This window comes from Nannocystis exedens (assembly GCF_002343915.1).
GTDB classification, from domain to species: domain Bacteria; phylum Myxococcota_A; class Polyangia; order Nannocystales; family Nannocystaceae; genus Nannocystis; species Nannocystis exedens.
Genome location: NZ_NETK01000001.1, coordinates 2,724,760 through 2,743,539, shown reverse-complemented (window position 1 = coordinate 2,743,539; position 18,780 = coordinate 2,724,760). Strand labels below are relative to the sequence as shown.

General features: G+C 73.3%; 15 protein-coding genes. 12 read left to right on the top strand and 3 right to left on the bottom strand.

Annotated features, from left to right (window positions below; genetic code table 11):
• The first annotated feature begins 139 nt into the window (after positions 1 to 139).
• Positions 140 to 847 carry a hypothetical protein gene (locus NAEX_RS10675; RefSeq protein ID WP_096327403.1) on the top strand — a complete coding sequence of 236 codons (708 nt, stop codon included), beginning with the start codon at positions 140 to 142 and terminating at the stop codon, positions 845 to 847.
• A gap of 248 nt (positions 848 to 1,095) precedes the next feature.
• On the opposite strand, the gene NAEX_RS10670 is transcribed toward NAEX_RS10675, so the two are convergent.
• Together NAEX_RS10670 and NAEX_RS10665 are read right to left on the bottom strand one after the other, a co-directional pair.
• On the bottom strand, positions 1,096 to 4,008 hold the full coding sequence (locus NAEX_RS10670) for a serine/threonine-protein kinase (protein WP_096327402.1): 2,913 nt from the start codon (positions 4,006 to 4,008) through the stop codon (positions 1,096 to 1,098).
• Positions 4,009 to 4,099: 91 nt separating this feature from the next.
• On the bottom strand, positions 4,100 to 4,729 hold the full coding sequence (locus NAEX_RS10665) for an RNA polymerase sigma factor (RefSeq protein WP_143140971.1): 630 nt from the start codon (positions 4,727 to 4,729) through the stop codon (positions 4,100 to 4,102).
• A 118-nt stretch (positions 4,730 to 4,847) separates the two neighbouring features.
• On the opposite strand from NAEX_RS10665, the gene NAEX_RS10660 reads away from it, so the two are divergent.
• The 8 genes from NAEX_RS10660 (at position 4,848) to NAEX_RS10625 (ending at position 13,571) form a co-directional block, all read left to right on the top strand.
• Positions 4,848 to 5,243 (top strand): DUF6010 family protein, encoded by a 396-nt coding sequence (locus NAEX_RS10660; RefSeq protein WP_096327401.1) that lies wholly within the window; start codon positions 4,848 to 4,850, stop codon positions 5,241 to 5,243.
• 104 nt (positions 5,244 to 5,347) lie between these two features.
• Positions 5,348 to 6,166 carry a hypothetical protein gene (locus NAEX_RS10655; protein ID WP_096327400.1) on the top strand — a complete coding sequence of 273 codons (819 nt, stop codon included), beginning with the start codon at positions 5,348 to 5,350 and terminating at the stop codon, positions 6,164 to 6,166.
• A 356-nt stretch (positions 6,167 to 6,522) separates the two neighbouring features.
• Complete coding sequence (gene tssE / locus NAEX_RS10650) at positions 6,523 to 6,942, top strand: type VI secretion system baseplate subunit TssE (RefSeq protein ID WP_096327399.1); 420 nt, start codon at positions 6,523 to 6,525, stop codon at positions 6,940 to 6,942.
• 7 nt (positions 6,943 to 6,949) lie between these two features.
• Entirely contained in the window at positions 6,950 to 8,680 is a 1,731-nt protein-coding gene (gene tssF, locus NAEX_RS10645; RefSeq protein ID WP_096327398.1) for a type VI secretion system baseplate subunit TssF, read from the top strand.
• Positions 8,677 to 9,690 carry a type VI secretion system baseplate subunit TssG gene (gene tssG / locus NAEX_RS10640; protein WP_170135629.1) on the top strand — a complete coding sequence of 338 codons (1,014 nt, stop codon included), beginning with the start codon at positions 8,677 to 8,679 and terminating at the stop codon, positions 9,688 to 9,690. The genes tssF and tssG overlap by 4 nt, the downstream gene beginning before the upstream one ends.
• Positions 9,687 to 11,051: an FHA domain-containing protein gene (locus NAEX_RS10635; RefSeq protein WP_170135628.1), complete on the top strand. Its 1,365-nt coding sequence runs from the start codon at positions 9,687 to 9,689 to the stop codon at positions 11,049 to 11,051. The genes tssG and NAEX_RS10635 overlap by 4 nt, the downstream gene beginning before the upstream one ends.
• Complete coding sequence (locus tag NAEX_RS10630) at positions 11,044 to 11,994, top strand: hypothetical protein (RefSeq protein ID WP_143140969.1); 951 nt, start codon at positions 11,044 to 11,046, stop codon at positions 11,992 to 11,994. Before NAEX_RS10635 ends, NAEX_RS10630 begins: the two co-directional genes overlap by 8 nt.
• Positions 11,995 to 12,296: 302 nt before the next feature.
• On the top strand, positions 12,297 to 13,571 hold the full coding sequence (locus NAEX_RS10625; RefSeq protein WP_096327394.1) for an FG-GAP-like repeat-containing protein: 1,275 nt from the start codon (positions 12,297 to 12,299) through the stop codon (positions 13,569 to 13,571).
• A 412-nt stretch (positions 13,572 to 13,983) separates the two neighbouring features.
• On the opposite strand, the gene NAEX_RS10620 is transcribed toward NAEX_RS10625, so the two are convergent.
• Entirely contained in the window at positions 13,984 to 14,559 is a 576-nt protein-coding gene (locus NAEX_RS10620) for a hypothetical protein (RefSeq protein WP_143140968.1), read from the bottom strand.
• Between the two features lie 194 nt (positions 14,560 to 14,753).
• Between NAEX_RS10620 and NAEX_RS10615 the strand changes: the two genes are divergently transcribed.
• The 3 genes from NAEX_RS10615 (at position 14,754) to tssK (ending at position 18,779) form a co-directional block, all read left to right on the top strand.
• Positions 14,754 to 16,508, top strand: a complete 1,755-nt coding sequence (locus NAEX_RS10615) for an ATPase, T2SS/T4P/T4SS family (protein ID WP_096327392.1) — start codon at positions 14,754 to 14,756, stop codon at positions 16,506 to 16,508.
• Between the two features lie 90 nt (positions 16,509 to 16,598).
• Positions 16,599 to 17,396 (top strand): type VI secretion system lipoprotein TssJ, encoded by a 798-nt coding sequence (gene tssJ / locus NAEX_RS10610; protein ID WP_096327391.1) that lies wholly within the window; start codon positions 16,599 to 16,601, stop codon positions 17,394 to 17,396.
• Positions 17,397 to 17,414: 18 nt separating this feature from the next.
• Complete coding sequence (gene tssK / locus NAEX_RS10605) at positions 17,415 to 18,779, top strand: type VI secretion system baseplate subunit TssK (RefSeq protein WP_096327390.1); 1,365 nt, start codon at positions 17,415 to 17,417, stop codon at positions 18,777 to 18,779.
• Position 18,780: the final 1 nt, after the last annotated feature.

The following is an 18,780-nucleotide window of genomic DNA, read 5'->3' as shown; positions in this document are numbered from 1 at the left end:
CGAGCGGCCACAACAGGTCGCGCTGCGATAGTTCGATCGCTGTCTCGATCGCGCGAGGCGTGCAGGCAATGCGCGCTCGCCGGCGAATGACGCGCCTCGATCCGGGGCCGTCGTCCACCCCGACACCGGAAGGAACACCATGACTGAACCAGAGCACAAGCGCGCGCGATACTATCGGGTCTCGGCCGCGAATTGGCCGATCGAGAAGTACTTGCTGTGCGACAGCGCGCGGGAGGCGGCCGAGGAGTTCGCGGCGATGTTCGACCTCGGCGACCTGTTCGACCAGGTCGAGATCACGGTGTCGCTGGCCGGCGCGGGCGCCAGGCGGCAAACGCAGCAGTTCACGGTCCGCGCCTCGCACACGCGCGTGTACGAGGCGGTGTGGGGGCAAAACGTGAGCGAGCCGGAGCCGGAGGAGATCCTGGAATTCGAGGAGGCGGAGGAGATCCGCGACGTCAGGCTCGAGGACTCGGACGACGACGACGAGGAGGAAGAGTTCGGCGAATGGCTGCAGCTCGAGGGGTCCGAGCCGTTCTCGCAGCCGGCGCCGGCGGTCGCGGAGGTCGAGGCGGACGAGCCGCCCTGGCATGCGGCGCCGGAGGTCGTGGAGATCGAGGCGGACGAGCCGTCCTGGCGTGCGGCGCCGGAGATCGCGGCGGACGAGGCGGACGAGGAGCCGACGGTGATCAAGCTCCTCGTCGCCGCCAACGAGACCGAGCCGCCGCCCGACGACGAGCCCGACGACAGCTCGAGCTCCGGGCTGCGGCGCTTCGCCGGGCGAGCGACCCGCGGCTACGGCACCCTCGTCAAGGGGCTGTTCGGGCGCCGGCGCGGACGAGCCGCGTGAGCGCCGGGCCTTGCCCGGAGGAGCGCGCTCGCGGGCGTCATGCCCCGTCATGCAGCGCAGCGCGTGCGGACGTCGATTCGTAACAGTCGTGATCGCGCCGGCGCAGTCTCGGCGCCGGCCGTGCGGTGACGCGGGCGAATCACACGACTCGCCGATGCACCGATCGAGGCCGCGAAGGGCGGCTTACCGGGCGGTCATCGCATTCGTCGCAGTCCGGAATTCGCGGTCGACGGGGGAATGACGGTCCGTCACCCCGCCGGGCGGGTCGAATGGTCAGAGGCTTCGAGCAGCGCGGCGAGCCGGCGGAGCTCCGGATCGCGCGACTGCGAATCGTGCGCGACGGGGCGAAAGGCCCAGCCGTGCTCGGGCGGCCGGCCGAGGCGGGCGAGCGCCCGCGGCAGCGAATCGGGGCGGGCGTCGTGGGCTCGCGCGGCCGCGAGGCGGGCGTCGACGAGGGTGCGGGCGCGGGCGAGGTCGTCGCGGGCGGCCGCGAAGTCGCCGAGCGCGTGGTGCGTGAGGCCGAGCAGGGCGACGGTCGCCAGGCGCGACGCGTGGTCCGGACCCACCAGGGCCTCGCGCTCGCGCAGGGCCTCGCGCAGGCTGGCCTCGGCGTCGCGCGGGCGGCCTCCGGCCAGGGCGAGGCGGGCCTCCTCGACGTGGACGTCGGCGAGGGCCAGGCGGGCGAGGCCGTGGCTGGCGGCCAGACCCTCGCGGGCGCGCGCGAGCTCGCGGGCGGCCCCGGCCGGGTCGCCCTGGCTCGCCAGCAGGCGGCCGCGGGCGAGCGCGAGCGCCGGGGCGAAGCGGTCGTCGAGTTCGGCAGTCGCTTTGGACATGTCCTCGAGGACATCCAGCTCGCGCGCCGCGCCGTCGCGGTCGCCGCGGGCCAGGCGGAGCTCGACGAAGGCGAGCTGCAGCCAGCCGCGGCGATGGTGCGCGGCCGGCTCGGCGGTGCCCTGCAGGACGGCGCGCGCGGCCCCGAGGGCCTCCTCGGCGCGATCTTCCAGGCCGAGGCCGAGGTAGGCCCGGGCCAGGACGAGCGCGAGGTCGAGGACGACGGCCGGGCGCGCAGCGTGGACGGCGGCGATCGCCAGGCCGTGGCGGGCGGCGTCCTCGGCGAGCTCGAGCTCGCCGAGCTCGGCCCAGGCCCCGGCGGCGACGGTGAGCGGCGCCAGCATCTCGCGGGCAAAGCCGGCCTCGATGCCGATCGACTCCGAGCGCCACCAGGGCCCGTCCGCGGGGTCCATGGTCGCGCGGCGCACGAGCGCGGCGAGGTCGAGGCCGGGCGGGTCGTCGTGGCCCTCGAGCAGCGCGAGGTGGTGCCGGCGCGGCGCCCCGGTGGCGGCGCCGCGGACGATCTGCAGGTCGAGCGCGGCGAACTCGTCGACCGGCAGCTTGCGCGACGCGGCCGTGGCGGCGAAAAACGCCGCCTCGAGGGCCTGCCAGGCGCCGCGCCGGTCGCCGCCGGCGAATCGCACGCGGGCGAGCGCCCCGCGGCCGGCGAGCGCGAGCGCGGCCTCGTCGGCGGTGGCGGTGGCCACGGCTTCGGTGAAGCGCTGCTCGGCGGCCGCGAGGTCTCCGGCGGCGGCGGCCTGCTCGCCGCGCAGCAGCAGGGTGCGGACGGCCTGCTCGTGGCGCTGCACCTCGGGGTCGTCGGACCAGGTGGTGGCGACGAGGTGGTCGGGGTCGAGGCAACGCTCGGGGCGCGAGCCGTAGAAGAAGCGACGGTCGGGCCGAGGCCCGGTCGCCTCGCCGGCGACGGCGAGGTTGGTGGCGAGGTCGCGGCGAGCGGCGTCGAAGCAGCGCTGCATCTGTCCTTGCAGCCAGGTCGCATCGGCCACCCGGGCGGGCGGGCGGACGCAGCCCTCGATCCGGCGGTCTCGCCAGCGCTCGGCCTCGTCCTCGATCTCTTGGCCCGCGCGCTCGAGCTCGCGGCCCAGCGGCCGCGCGGCGGTGATGCCCCGCGCGCGCAGGACGGCCGCGCGGGCCTCGGGGCGCCACACCTCGGCGAGCTCGGCGTCGGCCGCCGCCTCGCAGGCGCGCCGGTGGCGGTGCTGCTGGGCGAGCGGGACGACGAGGCCGAGGGCGAGCGCGCCGAGGCCGAGGCAGGCGCCGGCGAACCACCGGCGACGGGCGCGGTCGCGGTCGCGGCCGAGCTCGGCGAGCAGGACCGTCATGGACGGCCAGCGGGCGGCGGGGTCGCGGGCGAGGCCGCGGACGACCACGGCGTGCAGCCACGCGGGCACCTGCGAGCCGGCCGGCGGCTCGACGGGGCGGCCGCGCTGGAGCGCCTGGTAGAGGTCGCGCAGCGTCGGGCCGTCGAACGGGCGCACGCCGTACAGCGCCTCGAACAGGGCGACGCAGAAGCTGAACTGGTCGCTGCGCGCGTCGTGGACGTGCTCGTGGAACTGCTCGGGGGCCATGTACGCCGGCGTGCCGACGACCCCGCCGGTCTGCGTCAGGGCGGTCAGCGGCTGGTGGCCCGCGAAGCCGGCCGTACGCGCGTCGGCGGCCTCGCCGAGCGAGCGGGCCAGGCCGAAGTCGAACACGCGGGCCCGCCCGTCGTCGCCGAGGACGACGTTGCCGGGCTTGAAGTCGCGGTGGACGAGGCCGGCGGCGTGCACGGCCTGAAGCCCGCGACCCGCGTCGATCAGCACCGCCAGCACCTCCCGCCACGGCCGCGGGCGCGCGCGCAGCCAGGCGTGCAGCGTCTGCCCGGGCACGTACTCCATGGCGACGAAGGCGCGACCGCCGGCGACCCCGACCTCGAACACCTGGACGACGTTGGGATGCGACAGCCGGGCCAGCGCGTGGGCCTCGCGTTGCAGCCGCGGCCCGTACTGCTCCTCGTGCAGCAGCTTGAGCGCGACCTGCCGCCCGAGGCGCTCGTCGTCGGCGAGGTAGACCGTGCCCATGCTGCCCTGCCCGAGGCGGCGGCAGATCCGGTAGGGGCCGACGCGCACCGCCTCGGCGGGCCGGTCGAACAGCTCGGCGGCGAGGGCGGCCTTGTGGACCCGGTGCTCCGGGTCGCTCGCGAGCTCGGGCCGCGGCAGGCGAGGCGCGGGCCCGGGGTCGTGCTCGCCGGTCGCGTCGCGCGGGTCGTGGGCGGTCACGTCCGCCATCTCGAGGTGAAGTCGCTGCTGGGAAGTCGCTGCCAAAGCCATCTCGGTCTCCGGCGCGGTGGTTCCGCGAGCAGGCCGGCTTGCTTAAGGTCGCGGCGATTTTTTTTCACCGCCGGCCAGGGCGCGGCCGCGCTCATCGCCCGGCCCCGCGCACGTGCGCGCGCACGGCGGCGATCCACCGCTCGAGCCCGGCGAGCGTGCTCTCGACGAGGTTGGGCGACCGGGCGGCGGCGGCGAGGCTCTCCTCGAGCAGCTGCCGGCCGCGTCGCACCCGCGAGCGGGCCGTGCCCGGCGGCAGCCCCAGCGCCGCGGCGATCTCGTCGGTCGTCATGCTCTCCCAGTAGTGCAGCTCGAGCACGACCTGATAGTCGAGCGGCAGGCGCTGCAGCGCGGCCAGGAGCAGCCGCAGCTCCTGCCCCGAGGCGGCGTGCTGGCTCGGCGACGGCTGCCAGTCGGCGACCGAGAGCTGCTCGAAGTCGACGACCGCGCGCTCGCCGACGCGGCCGCGGTAATGGCGGCACAGCTGGCGGTAAGCGATGCCGAACAGCCAGCTGCGGAACTCGCCGTCGCCGCGGAAGGCCGCCAGGCCCTCGATGCAGCCGAGGAAGGTCCGCTGGATCAGGTCGCGGGCGACGTCGCCGTCGACCTTGTTGAAGAAGAAGCGGGCGACGGGCTCGTAGTAGCGGTCGAACAGCGCGTGGCCGGCCGCGCGGTCGCCCTCGCGCCAGGCGTCGACGAGCTCGCGGTCGGAGGCCGGATCCACCAGCGACGAGAGTAGAGGTTCGCCGCCGCCCGTCAACCGCGCAGGTTGGCCGGATCCGGGCGACAGTTGGCGTCTTCGCCGCTGGCCCGCGCCCGGCCCCGCGGGCACGCTGGCGGCGATGTCCCACGAGTGTACCGTTCAGGACGCGGCCCTCGCGGTCGCGGTCGCCTTCGCGTTCGTGCTGCTGGCCTCGCGCCTGCGCGAGCCGACGCGCCGCCAGTTCATGGCGATCTTCGTCGCCGGCGCGGGCGCGGCCTACCTCGGCGGCGGGCTCGGCGGGTGGGAGTTCGCGTACACCGCGGCCGCCACCTACGTCGCCTTCCGCGGGCTGGCGTCGTACCGCTGGATCGCCGCGGCCTGGCTGATGCACGTCGGCTGGGACGTCGCGCATCACCTGTGGGGCCGGCCGATCGTGCCGTTCGTGCCGACGTCGTCGGCCCAGTGCGCCGTCGCCGACTCGCTGCTGGCGGTGTGGTTCTATTACGGGGCGCCGACGCTGGGGCCGCGGCGGTGATTCGACGGATGTCCGGAGGGACATGTAATGTGTTCTTTTAGACATGTCCTCTCGCGCATGCGCGGAGGCTTCCCGGCGGCGGCGACATCGGCGATGCTGAGGCGATGGCGGACGGCCGGCAGGAGACGGGCATCCTCGCGACGCTGGCGCTGCTGATCGGCGGCGGCTGCCTGCTGGTGGCGCTGCTCAGCGCGATCAACGTGGCGTTCGCGCTCGAGCTGAAGCTGCAGGTGTACGGCACGGACACCGCGCTGCCGCGCGACTGGGACGGGGTCGTCGGGCTGGCGGCCGTCGGGGTGTTGATCGCCGGGCTGACGCTGTTCGGCGGGCTGGTGCGGCGGAAATTCGCGGCGGCGAAGGGGCGGCCGCTGGTGCGCGCGGGCATCCTCGCCGGCGCGGCGCTGCTGCTGGCGGCGGCGTTCCGCGGGCTGCAGATCCTGGCGCTCACGCACACCTACGGCAGCATGCTGGCCTACTACGCGACCGACGGCGACCTCGACGACGTCCGCGCCGAGCTGGCCAAAGGGCCAGATCGGGCGGCGCTCGACCAGGCGGTCGGACGCGCGGCCCAGTACGACAACCACGAATCGCTGGCGCTGCTGCTCGCCGCGGGGGCCGACATGCGCGACTCGACCCGCGCGCCCTCGCATCGCCGCTGCGCGCTGGTCGGCCGCAGCCTGGCGTTCGTGCGCACGGCGCTGGCCCACGGGGTCACGCCCGACGCCTGCCCGAACGGCGAGACGGCCGTGTGGGAGGCGGTGCAGCGCGGCACGAGCGACGCGGAGGCGGCCGAGATCGTGGCGCTGCTGGTCGCGGCCGGCTGGTCGGCCACCGCGACGCCGTCCCACGACCGGCGGACGGCGGCCGAGATCGCGGCGGCGAAGCAGTGGACCCGCACCAGCGCGGCCCTCGCCTCCCCGTGACGCGCGAGGCCGCGTGCGAGGAGATCCACGAGGGGCCCCGCCGAGGCGCGCCCGCGCGTCCGCGTCGTCGCCGCGAGCAGGCGCGGACGCAGGTCGGGGCGGGCCCGCTCCCGCGGGTTCCCCCAGAGTCACGGCGCCGCGTCGCCTCGGCCCGCGGCCGCGGATGTCTTTTCAAACCTGTCCGATCAGTCATGCGACGGGGGCGGGCGTCCGCCGCGCGCGCTCGCATGCGCGCGCGGGGGCGGGGCCGCGAGGCCGGTGCCGTCTGGTCCGCGGCCCCGCCCGCCTGCTATCGTCGCAGTCCGCCGGGCCGGTGAGGCGCGGCGTCGCGCGCGACGGGGGGATCGAGCAGGCCGATGAATTCCACGAGCCAGGGGTCGGGCCCGAGAGCGCCGCGCCGCGGGTTGCTGGCGCGGCTGTCGACGGGGGGGCAGCGGATCGGCGAGCTCGAGTCGATCGTGACGCACCTGCAGGAGCTGCTGAACACGCGCTGCGGCGAGTCGTTGTCGGCGCCCGACTTCGGCATCGTCGACTTCGCCGACGTCGTCCACAACTTCCCCGAGGCGACGCAGGTGCTGCAGCAGAGCATCCGCGCGACGATCCTCAAGTACGAGCCGCGCCTGCGCAACGTCTCGGTCCACCCGGTCCCGAGCGGCGACACGCTGATGATCGCGTTCGAGGTGTCGGCGCGGCTGGCCAGCGGGGCCCAGCGCGGGGTGTTCCGCGTGCGCACCGAGATGACGTCGACCGGCAAGATCCAGGTCTCGGGGCGGTGAGGCGGCGATGAGCTTTTCGCACTACTACAAGAGCGAGCTCGCGTTCATCACCGAGATGGCGCGCGCGTTCGCCGAGGCCAACCCGGCCACCGCCGGCCTGCTCAAGGAGCGCAGCAGCGACCCCGACGTCGAGCGGCTGATCGAGGCGTTCGCGTTCCAGGCCGCCGGCATCCGCGCGCGCATGGACGCGGTGGCGCCGAGCATCGTCCACGGGCTCGCCGAGCTGCTGCTGCCGCACTACCTGCGGCCGCTGCCGGCGGCGACGATCGTCGAGTTCCAGCCCAACATGCGGGCGCTGCGGAACCGCCACCGGGTGGCCAAGGGGCGGGTGCTGCAGTCACGCCTGGTCGAAGGGACAGCCTGCAAGTTCCGCACGTGCTGGGACGTCGACCTCGCGCCGGTCGAGGTGGTCGACGCGTCGCTCGACGACTCGGTGGCGGCCCGCCCGGCGATCAAGATCACGCTGCGGCTGTCGGAGACCGGCAAGGGCGTGCTGGCCGAGTGCGAGCGGCTGCGGTTCTTCCTCCACCACCGCGAGCCGTCGCTGCCGGCGACGCTGATGATGTGGCTGTCGCGTCACTTCACCGGCGCGACCGCCAAGACCGGCGAGGGCGAGGGGGGCACGGTCCAGCTCGGGGCCAAGGCGGTCGAGCTGGTCGGGCTGTCGCGCGACACCGCGGTGTTCCCGTGGCCCGACACCGCGCCGACCGGCTACCGCGCGATCCTCGAGTACTTCACGCTGCCGGAGAAGTACCACTTCTTCGACCTGCTCGGGCTCGAGAAGGTCAAGCTGACCACCAACGAGCTGACGCTGCGCCTCGAGTTCGAGCGCCCGCCGCCGCTGCCGACCCAGGTCGGCAAGGACACGTTCCGCCTCCACTGCACGCCGGCCGTCAACCTGTTCGAGGTCGCGGCCGAGCCGGTGCAGTACTCGCCGCTCGAGCGCGAGCACCTGCTGCGGGCCGACGGCGTCGACCCGCGCCACATGGAGGTCTACGAGGTCCGCGGCGTGACCGGGGTCGGCCGCGCGACCAACACGCGGCGCCAGTTCCTGCCGTTCTACCGCTTCACCCACGCCGGCGCGGCCCGCTCGACGCCGCACTACTCGCTGCGCCGGGTCGAGGCGATCGACGACGGGGTCGACACGTACATCACCCTCGACGAGCCGGCCGGGTCGGCGCCGACGCAGGAGGAGTCGGTGTCGATCGAGCTGGTGTGCACCAACCGCGGCCTGCCGCGCGAGCTGCAGCCGGGCCAGATCACCGAGACCACCCCGGGCGCGATGTTCCGCGGCTACGAGAACATCACCCAGGTGACCGCGCCGATCCGCGTGCCGCTCGGCTCCGAGGCGCTGTGGCGCATGCTGTCGCACCTGGCGATCGGCCAGCGCGGCCTGGTGGAGGTCGAGGCGCTGCGCGCGTTGCTCGGCCTCTACAACCTCCAGGGCCTCGGCAACGTGCAGATCGGCCGCGGCAACGAGCGCCAGATCGAGTCGGTGCGCCGGCTGCAGCGCGAGACGGTGACGCGGCTGGTCTACGGCATCCCGATCCGGGCGGTCCGCACCCGCATCGAGCTCGACGAGACCGGCTTCCCCTCGGCCGGCAACGCGTTCGTGTTCGGCGCGGTGCTCAACGCCCTGTTCGGCTCGCTCGTCAGCCTCAACGCGGCCAGCGAGGTCGTCATCACCCTGGTCCCCTCCAAGGCGGAGTTCGCGTGGCCCGTGCAGATCGGCCTGTGAAGGAGACGGCGGAGTCGTGGGCCGAGCGCCTGGCCGAAGCGCCAGGCGTGGTCGACTTCTTCACCGCCGTCGACGTGCTGACCGCCGCCACCGGCGGCGGCGAGCTCGGGGCCGGCGAGCGCTTCCAGGACGAGCGGGTGCTGCTCGGCCACTCGCCGGGGCTCGGGTTCTTGCGCGCGGAGGTCGAGTCGGTGAAGCTCGAGCGCGGCCCCGACGGCCTGCGCGCCCGCCTGGTCGCCGACTTCTTCGGCCTCACCGGCGCGGCCACGCCGCTGCCGTTGCACATGGCCGAAGAGGCAGATCGCGACGACGACCACGGCGAGGTCGTGCGCGGGGTGCTCGGCCTGTTCCACCACCGCCTGCTCAGCCTGCTGTACCGCGGGGTGCGCCAGCTCGACTACCCGGGCGGCTTCCGCGAGGACGGCAAGGACCCGTGGACGCTGCGCGTGCTGGCGCTGCTCGGGGTCGGCGAGCGGGCGCGGGCGCTGTCGGTCGGCCAGGTGCTGCGCCTGGCGCCGGTGCTGGCCTCGGGCGTGCGCTCGCCGCAGATGCTCGAGGCGGCGCTGCGGATCGCCCTCGACGACTGCCTCGGGACGGCGACGATCCGCTGCGAGCCGTTCACCGGCGAGTGGATGCCGATCGACCCGGCCGAGTGGTCGCGCCTCGGCGGGGCCACGGCCGGCGTCGGCGCGACGGCGGTGCTCGGCACCAGCGTGATGCACCGCTCCGGCGCGGCGCGGGTGGTCGTCGGCCCGCTGTCGGGCGACAACTACAAGGAGTTCACGCCCGGCGGCCGCGCCTACGAGCGCGCCGCGGAGGTGCTCGATACCTTCCTCGACGAGCCGCTCCACCTCGACATGATCCTCGAGATCCAGGACATGACGTACCCGCCGGCCCGCCTCGGCGAGCGCCGGCTGGCCGACGATCTGTGGCTGGCCCGCAGCAAGCAAGCCGGCCTCACCACCCGCATGGCGGTGCCGATGGGCAAGCGGCGCGAGGGGGCGGCGTGATCAAAGGACAGGTCCCGAAGTTCAGCCTGGTCGTCACCGTGATCGACACCGAGGAGCACCGGCAGAAGCGCCACGAGTTCCAGCGCGCCCCGGTGCGGATCGGCCGCGACCCCGGCAACGAGCTCCACCTGCCGTACAAGTTCGTGTCGTCGTGGCACGCGGTCGCCAAGTTCGACGCCCGCGGGGCCCGCGTCGAGGACCTCGGCGGCGCCAACGGCCTCACCGTCGACGGCCAGCGCGTCGCCTCCGGCGGCCGCGTCGAGGTCCGCGGCCGCGTGAAGATCAGCATCGGCCCGGTCGAGCTGCTGTTCGAGCACAAGGTCGAGGGCGCCCAGCAGCAACAACAGCAGGACGGCCCGCCCGACCTGCTCGAAGAGCCAGCTCCGCGCGGCGCCCGTCCCCGCGGGTCCGCGCCCGGGCCGACGCCGCCGGACGAGCTGCACATGCGCGACCGCCGGTCGGCGCAGGGCGAGCTCGGCGACGGCGACGAGCCGCCGTCGCTGCTCGTCGAGGGCGGCACGCAGCAGATGAACCTGTCGCGGCTGCACCAGGCGATCCTGCGCCTCCGGCCGATGTACGAGAAGCTCCGCGAGGGCCACGCGGCCTGGGACGCGGCGTTCTCGGCGGCGATGGCCGAGCTGTCGACGGGGCGCGACCGCGGCGAGGCGCTGCTCCTGCAGCGCGAGTTCCCGCCCCTGTCCTTCGGGTCAGGTGACGGCCCGGCCGCGCTCGACCAGGGCGGCGCCGAGTTCTACCAGCAGGCCGAGCTCGGCGCGGTCGCCCAGGCCGCCGAGCAGGTGCTCGAGGGTCTGCGCGCGCCCGGCAACGTCGACGAGACCCGCCGCTTCCTCGAGCGCTGCGTCGCCGCGCTGCGGGCCTTCGCGGTCGCCACCGTCGAGCTGCAGGAGCTGATGCACCGCCAGGGCAGCGAGCTCGGGGTGCGCATCGAGGGCGAGGACAACCCGCTGCTGATCGCCGAGTCGGAGGCCGACCTGCTGCGCTACCTGCTCGACTGGCGCGCCACCCGCGAGGAGCGGGCGCACCAGCTGGCGGAGGTGTTCGCGGCGGCGATGGCCCACCTGCGCGGGGCGCTGCGCGGGGCGGTCGGCGGCGGGCAAAAGGTCGGCGAGACGCTGTCGCCGCGGGAGATCGAGCGCTCGGTGACGGCGACCTGGCCGACCCGCGCGGGCGCGCTGTGGCGCCGCTTCGAGGAGCGCTACGAGTCGGTGTTCGGCGACGGCGACGAGGGCCTCGGCCGGGTGTTCCGCAGCGCGGCCGGGCGAGCGATCCGCGAGGAGCTGGCGCGCGCGGGGATCCGCGTGCAGTCGAACGAAGACGCCGAGGAGGACGAAGATGCGTAGGTCGATGATGACGATGTTCGCCGGGACGGCGCTGCTCCTCGCCGCCGGCGCCTGCAAGCCGAAGGAGCGCGACCTGCCGATCTGCCCGTCGATGGTGGCGGCCGAGCGCGCCAGCGAGGCCGACACCCAGACCCTGCCGGTCGACGTGTGGTACTCGGTGCTGGTCCGCAACTTCAACCGCATGGCGATGGAGCCGCCCGACGAGCCGCGCGAGTGCAGCGGCCGGCCGATCGCGGTGACCTGGCCCGAGAACCTCAAGGACGACCCGCGGGCCGCCGCGCGCCCGCTCGACAAGCGCCGCCTCACCGACGCCGACGTCACGTTCACGCAGGGCGAGGACGGCGCGCTGCTGGTGTGGGCGCGGATCCAGGACCTCGGCAACGGCGACGCGCTCGGCCCGGTCGCGCTGGTCCGGTGGGTCGAGCGCGGCCTCGAGGTCCGCGGGATCGGCAGCGTCCAGGCCCCCGCCCAGCGCGCCCGCCTGCGCCTGGAGCCGCTCGGCGAGGACGCGAAGGTGCTGGTGGTCGAGAGCGAGACCTGTCCCAAAGAGCAGGGCACGAACAAGCCGTGCTCGCGCGAGGCCCAGCTGCTGCCGCTGGTCGAGCAGCGCTTCGTCAGCGCGCCGATGATCGAGGACGGCGTCGACATCGGCCCGGCCCGCTTCCTCCTGTCCGACCACTTCGAGCTGACGCTCAAGGACGGGTGGATCCGCCGCTACGACCTGGTCCGCATGCTCAAGTTCGAGAAGGGCGTGCCGATCGTCGACGAGACGATCCGCAGCAAGGACTGCGACCCCAAGAACACCGCGACGCCCTGCGAGGAGCGCATCGACGCCGCCGAGAAGCGCCCGCTGGTGTTCAAAGACGGGGTGTTCATCGCCCCCCGCAGCGCCTGGACCCGCACCCGGCTCGAGAACATGACGCAGGTGCCCGCCGGCGATTAGGCAGAGGGCAGGCGATTCGCGTTGGGGCACCCAACGCGGGTCCGCGTGGCAACGCAACGCGGGCGGGTGGGCCGGCGTGGTGCATGCGTGCTCCACTCCTGTGGCCCTGACGGGCGCAGGAGGCGGATGTGCCGCGGGCTCGCGCAAACATCGATACTGGCAGATGGCGCCGCCGTCCTCCGTGGGCGACGCCGAGGCCGTGCTCTGTCATCGGCGGCGACGGACACGCGCCGGGGAGAGGACGGGCCCAGCGGCATACGCTGCTCGGGGTCCTTGGATTCGTCCTGGCCTGCGGCGACGAGATGGCGCCATCGTCGTTCCCACATTGCGGCGACGGTATCCCGGTCGACGGCGAGGTCTGTCTCAAGGTCGAGCGGAAGCCGGCGGCATTCGGCGCAGGAGTGCTCGTCGCGGGCGATTTCGATGGAGACGGTGCGCGTGACTACTACGCCGACGGCGGCGGGCTCGGCGGTCGTTATTTGTTGGCACAGGAGCGCGCCAGGTCGTGGGATCTGCTGCACCAGGGGGATTTCCTCGGTGAGGATGGCCTCGATCACTCGGTCTACCGCGCGAGCGGGCGGGACTTCGACGGCGACGGCTTCACCGACCTGCTGGCGTTCATGCAGTACGAGTACTGGTCGTACGACGTCACGTCGGCCGCGTTCGGCGGCATCGTGCCGCACACACGCCCCGAGTACCGGTTCGACTACGAGCTGTCGCTCTTCTGGGAGTACGACATCGAGTTCGACGAGCCGGAGAACCGGTTCGACGGCGGGTTCGCCGACTTCGACGGCGACGGGGCGACGGAGCTGGTGTTCGCGCCCAACCTCCACCGAGCTTACGTGTTCCGCGTGAAGCCGGACTCGCCGCCGGGGCAGCTCTTCGAGCTCGACCAAGAGCTCGACCTCCGGCCGTTCGCGGCGCAGGACAACATTGTCACCGTGGTGGTCGATCTCGACGGCGATGGGCGCGACGACCTCGTGCTCGTCGATGGGTTCGGGCGCGTGTGGTCGATGCGAAGCGATGCGCAGGGAGTGCTCTCACCGGGGACGCTGACCGACGCGCCGGTGTTGCCGTCGATGGCGGCGACGGTGCTGGCGCAGGACGTCGATCGCGACGGGGTCGTCGACCTCGTCGGCGCGGCGACCACGTTCGTCGCCGGGGAGGGGCAGCAGCCAGGGGAGTTCGCCGTCGCGCGCGGCGAGACCGGCGGCGCCTTCACCCCGATCGCCGCCTGGACCGACGCAGGCCCGACGCAGACGAATTCGCCGTTCGGCCCGCCCGTCTACTACGTCCACCTCGTGCTGCTCGACCTCGACGCGAGCGGCTACCCGGCTCTCGTGTACGCGCTGCCGCAGGCGCGCAAGCTGGTGGTGCATCCGCAGGTCGGTCGCACGCGCGGGGCCGAGGCGGTCGAGTTTCCGCTCGACCTCGAGCCCGCGGGGATCTTCGCCGACAAGCAGGAGGACGGCACGGTCGATCTGCTGGTCTCGCTGTGGCTCGACGACAACGGCACCGAGGACGACGCGTCGGACGACCGCGGGCCGTTCATCGAGCGCTACCGCGTCGACCCCTGACGGGGTGCGCGACCGGCAGGGGCGCCGAGCGACGCGGCGTGGTGGCCGTCGATGCGGCCGCTCCGTCCACGCTCGCTGCATCGGCGCGGGGAGCGGGTCGTGGAGCATCGGTGTCCCTTCGAACATGTCGAAAAGGACACGCACCAGGCTGGAGAACACCGGACCGCCGGGGACGGTCGGGGAGGGCAGCAGCGGCGCGGGGATTCGCTCGGCCGCGACGGCGAGGCGAACGGCGCGTCATCGACGAACTGCGGTTCGCCGCGTGGCCGGGACGGGCGGTTCGGCGAGGGAGCAGATCTGTCGCGCGAGGTTCGCCGCGGGCAGCTGTCCGGGCCGTTGCGGACGCGCGGGCACCCGACTCGACGGTCAGGCGACCGCGCGGGCCGGGTGCGAGCTGTCCTCGCGGACAGGTTCAGTCCGCGCCGCCGGCGCGCTCGACGGCGGAGCGGGTCGGGCGGTAGGTGTCCTTGCGGATCTGCAGGTCGATGGTGAGGACCTTGCCGGACTTGCGGACCACGGCGAACACCTCGTTGGCCTCGGCGAGCGAGCGCTGCTTGGTGTAGCGCAGCTGGTTGCGCTTGAAGGTGTTGCGGCGGTAGCTGATCGGCTCGTCGTACTTCTCGCGGTCGGGGACCTTGATGAGGGTGTAGCGATCGAGCTCGGTCTGGGCGAAGGCGTAGCTGCAGGCGGTGTCTTCGCACTCGTTGTCGAAGCTGACCCACAGCACCGGCATGCCGTTCTGCTCGGTGGTGGCGACCACCTTGCCGGGGGTGTTCTTGCCGATGATGCGCTCGAGCGGGCGGTAGGCGCCGCGCTCGGTGATCTTGCGCTTGGTGACGTCGTAGCTCTGATTGACCGACGACTCGCGGTAGATCGAGATGAGCTTCTTGTTGGGGACCACGCGCAGGGTCTTGAGCTCGGAGTCCTTCTCTTTGATGCGTCCGAGCTCGCCGGGAGTGAGATCGAGCCGGCGAGCGCATGCGCTCACGCTCAGAGCCGTGAGGAGGAGCACCGCGAGGGGTCGACACCAGGCGAGCTTGCCTCGAAGGTCGGAGTTCGAAGGCGCCCGCAGATTCATGTGCCGCTCCACCTGGCTCATGGGTACCATAGGCCTTACCTTCCCGCCCGACTCGAGTCAATCATGTCGAGCAGACCGCCGCGCGCGCGCGGGAGCAACCTCTGATGATCCGCGTCACGATCCGCCGCCAAGACTCCAGCCAGGACGAGGTCCACGAGTTCACGCTGCCGCAGATCACGGTCGGTCGCGTCGACCGCAACCACGTGGTGTTGCCGAACAACCGCGTGTCGAGCGTCCACGCCCGCGTGATCGAGAACGAAGAGGGCATCGTGCTGGTCGACAACAACTCGACCAACGGCACCTTCGTCAACGGCGAGATGGTGCGCGGACCGGTGGTCCTCGCGCCGCACGACGCCGTCGACATCGGCGTGTTCACGCTCCACTTCGAGCGGGCCGAGGAGGGCCACGAGGTCCAGGAGTCGTACTCGGCGGGCCCCGACTTCGAGGACCCGCAGGCGTACGGCGAGCCGCCGGCCGAGTACGACGAGTTCCATGGCGGACCGGAGCCGATCGGCGAGCCGCCGGATCTGCTGCTCGGCTCGGCGGAGCCGACGCCCGCCGATCCGATCGCGGCGCAGGACGTGCCCGTGCGCGTGGTCGAGCAGGTCGGCCCGCCGGGCAGCGGCTCGTTCCGGATCTCGCCGGAGCCGGCCGCCGACGTGCCGGCCCGCCCCTACGGCGCGGATATGCGCCGCACGGCCGTGGCCCCGCGCCGCACCGAGCCCGACCCGGAGCCGCCGCGCACGCTCGACGACGCGCTCGCGCTGGCGTTCCGCCAGACGTCGGAGGCGCTGCTCGGCGAGCCCCCGGGGCCGCAGGCGCGGGTCCGCGCGCTCGCGGCCGCGCGCGAGATCGTCGAGCGCACGCTGACGATGGCCGACCCGCGTCAGCGCCGGCAGTGGATCGACTGGCTGGCGCAGGAGGTCGCGGGCACCGGTCCCCTCGACGACATCCTCGCCGACCCCGCGGTGTCGGAGGTGCTGGTCGCCGGCGCGAGTCACATCGAGGTCCGCCGCGGCGAGCAGCGCTCGCGCCACCCGGCCCGCTTCTCGTGCGAGCAGGCGGTGAACCTGGCGCTCGAGCGGCTGATCGGCACCCGCACCACCGCGACCGCGCCGATCGTCGACGGCGTCACCGAGGCAGGCGTGGCCGTCCACGCCGTCGGGCGACCGATCGCCGCCGCCGGCCCGATCCTCGTGCTGACCCGCGCGGCGGGCGACACGCTGTCGCTGTCGCAGCTCGGCGAGCGCAAGACGCTGTCGCCCGCGGCCGCCGAGATGCTGGCGGCGGCGCTGCGGCAGCGCCTCAATTTCCTTGTGTGCGCATCGACCCGCGCCGACGCGAGCGCGCTGCTCGGGGCGATGGCGATGGAGCTGCCCGGCGACGCACGAGTGGTCGTGGTCCACCGCGGCCCGGTGGCGGCGGCGCTGGCGAGCCGGGCGATCGTCCTCGACGCGGGCCGCGACGCCTCGGCGGCGGTGCGCAGCGCGGCGCGGATGCGACCCGACTTCCTGTTCGTGCAGGACGTCGGCGGGGTCGAGGTCGCGGAGCTGTGCGCGACGGCGAGGCGCCCCGGCGGCGCGACGATCGCGGCGCTGGCGGCCGACAACGTCGAGGTCGGGCTCGAGCGGATGCAGGCGACGCTGGCGCTGACGTCGGCGGGCGCCGATCCGACGCACCTGCGGGCCTACGTCGCGGGCTGCTTCGACGTGGTGGTGGCGCTGCGTCGCTCGCTGTCGGGGCGCGATATCGTCGCGCAGGTGGCCGAGCTGCGCCGCGGCGATCTCGTCGAGCTGTTCGCGCGCGCCGACGACGAGTCGCCGCTGCAGTCGACCGGTGTCACGCCCACGCTGGTGTGATGCGCGAGCGCCCGTGCGACCCCGTGAGCGGCAACGAGCACGGCGAATCGTTCTGCTAGAGCTGCGGCGGTTTCTGCTACCTTCGCCGCTGTGACAGGGCGCGAGGGAAGGGTGCCGTCGGCGGTCGTGTGGCCCGCGGCGCTGGTGTTGGCCGCGGCGGCGTTCGGCTGCCGGGCCGGTGACGAGTCGAAGCCGCCGTGCGAGGCGCAGCCGGCCGTACAGGCGCTGATCCAGGTGTCGGACGTCGTCAACGTCGGCGAGGGCGGCGAGTCGTGGCCGACGACGCTGGTGGTGTACCAGCTGAAGGGCATCACCAGCCTCGACCAGCCGCTCGACCCTGACGCGATCGCGACCGAGGGCGAGAAGGTGTTCGGCGACGAGTTCGTCGACAAGCGCGAGCTGGTCGCCTACCCGTCGACGGCCGACAAGCTGACGCGCGACAAGATGACGATCGCGCTCAAGCCGAACACCACGCACCTGGTCGTGGTGGCCCAGTTCCGCGAGAAGATCGGCTCGGCCTGGTACACCTCGATGGCGGTGCCGCCGAACACCCGCGACGACCAGTGCGCCGCCGTGGCCGAGGACGAGGAGCCGACGCTGCCGTGCCTGTACGTCTCGCTCGAGCGCAGCGAGCTGTCCGGCGGGGCGTTCGCGCCGTCGGGCTTCGAGCTGTCGACCTTCGAGACCGTGTGCGCGGCGCCGTCGACCGCCAAGAAGAAGCCGAAGAAGAAGAAAAAGAAGGCCGAGGTGCCCAAGGTGCCCAAGACGCCGCAGGTGCCGAAGACCCCGACGACTCCGACGACCCCGTCGGCCCCGAGCGCCCCGTCGGCGCCGAGCATGCCGTCGAAGCCGACGGCGCCGACCGCCCCGAAGCTGCCCGGACGCTAGGACTGAGAGGATTACGCGATGCTGAGCGGACGACCCGTGTGGAACGAGGGGATGCTGCTGTGCCCGCAGCACATGCAGCAGCAGGACCTGTATCACGAGCAGAACCTGGCGGCGCGGCTGGGGGCGATGACCGCGCTGTCCTGGGGCGTCGCGGCGATCTCGTTCGACGCCGGCGCGATCAAGGCGGGCCAGCTGGCGCTGACCTCCTTCCGCGGCGTCCTGCCCGACGGGACCGCCGTGATGTTCGAGGCGACCAGCCAGAGCCGCCCGGCGAGCCGCCCGATCGGGCCGGCGTTCCCGCCGAGCATGCGCTCGGTCGAGGTGTTCCTGGCCCTGCCGACCCTGCGCGAGGGCGTGGCCAACTACGCCGGCGCCGAGGTCACCGCGGGGCTGCAGCGCTACAAGACGGTCACGCGCAACGTGTTCGACCTGACGCTGGCCCGCAGCGAGCGCGAGCTGCAGTTCAGCGAGCCGAACCTGGTGCTGCTGTTCGGCAGCGAGCCGCGCGACGACTACGCGGCGATCAAGGTCGCCGAGATCGTGCGCGACGAGACCGGCGGCTTCCGCCTCAACGACGAGTACATCCCGCCGTGCCTGGCGATCGGCGCCGCGCCGGCGCTGCTCGCCTCGCTGCAGGACCTGCTCAGCCTGTCGGTGACCAAGCGGCGCCGCCTCGCCGAGGAGCGGCGCACCCGCGACGGCGTGCGCATCGAGTTCAACGCCCAGGACATCACCCGCTACTTGTTCCTGCAGACCTTGAGCGGCGCGATCCCGGTGCTCAAGCACTTCAGCGAGGCGCCGGCGACCTCGCCGTGGCCGGTGTACGTCGAGCTGTCGCGGCTGTGCGGCGCGCTGATGACGTTCTCCTCCGAGGGCGACCCGGCCGAGCTGCCGGCGTTCCAGTACAACGACCTGCAGAGCGCGTTCGGCAAGCTGACCAGCGAGATCAAGCGCCTGCTCGGCCTCGTGATCCAGGAGGCGTTCGTGACGGTGCCGCTGCGGGCCCGCCAGGACAACTCGTGGATCGGCGAGCTGCGCGACGACCGGCTGCAGCGCTGCACGCAGTGGGTGCTGGCGGTCGAGGCCGAGGGCGAGCAGCAGCAGGTCGCCAACGAGGTGCCGGAGCTGGCCAAGATCGCCAGCTGGAAGCGCATCCCGCTGGTCGTCAAGAACAACGTGCTCGGCGTGCCGCTGAAGACGGCCCACCGCCCGCCGCCGGAGATCCCGATCCGCCCGCGGCAGGTCTACTTCATGGTGACCACCGACGACCCGCACTGGCGCGAGATCCTCAACGAGCGGACCATCGCCATCTACATCAAGCCGCCCTACGACCCGCGGCGGGCCAAGGTCACGCTGATGGGGATCTTGGCGCGGGAGGACTAGC

Bases quoted from the DNA above. Each gene is read 5' to 3' on its own strand.
- NAEX_RS10675 (WP_096327403.1), top strand. From the start codon at position 140: ATGACTGAACCAGAGCACAAGCGCGCGCGATACTATCGGGTCTCGGCC.
- NAEX_RS10670 (WP_096327402.1), bottom strand. From the start codon at position 4,008: ATGGCTTTGGCAGCGACTTCCCAGCAGCGACTTCACCTCGAGATGGCG.
- NAEX_RS10660 (WP_096327401.1), top strand. From the start codon at position 4,848: ATGTCCCACGAGTGTACCGTTCAGGACGCGGCCCTCGCGGTCGCGGTC.
- NAEX_RS10655 (WP_096327400.1), top strand. From the start codon at position 5,348: ATGGCGGACGGCCGGCAGGAGACGGGCATCCTCGCGACGCTGGCGCTG.
- tssE (WP_096327399.1), top strand. From the start codon at position 6,523: ATGAATTCCACGAGCCAGGGGTCGGGCCCGAGAGCGCCGCGCCGCGGG.
- tssF (WP_096327398.1), top strand. From the start codon at position 6,950: ATGAGCTTTTCGCACTACTACAAGAGCGAGCTCGCGTTCATCACCGAG.
- NAEX_RS10630 (WP_143140969.1), top strand. From the start codon at position 11,044: ATGCGTAGGTCGATGATGACGATGTTCGCCGGGACGGCGCTGCTCCTC.
- NAEX_RS10625 (WP_096327394.1), top strand. From the start codon at position 12,297: ATGGCGCCATCGTCGTTCCCACATTGCGGCGACGGTATCCCGGTCGAC.
- NAEX_RS10615 (WP_096327392.1), top strand. From the start codon at position 14,754: ATGATCCGCGTCACGATCCGCCGCCAAGACTCCAGCCAGGACGAGGTC.
- tssK (WP_096327390.1), top strand. From the start codon at position 17,415: ATGCTGAGCGGACGACCCGTGTGGAACGAGGGGATGCTGCTGTGCCCG.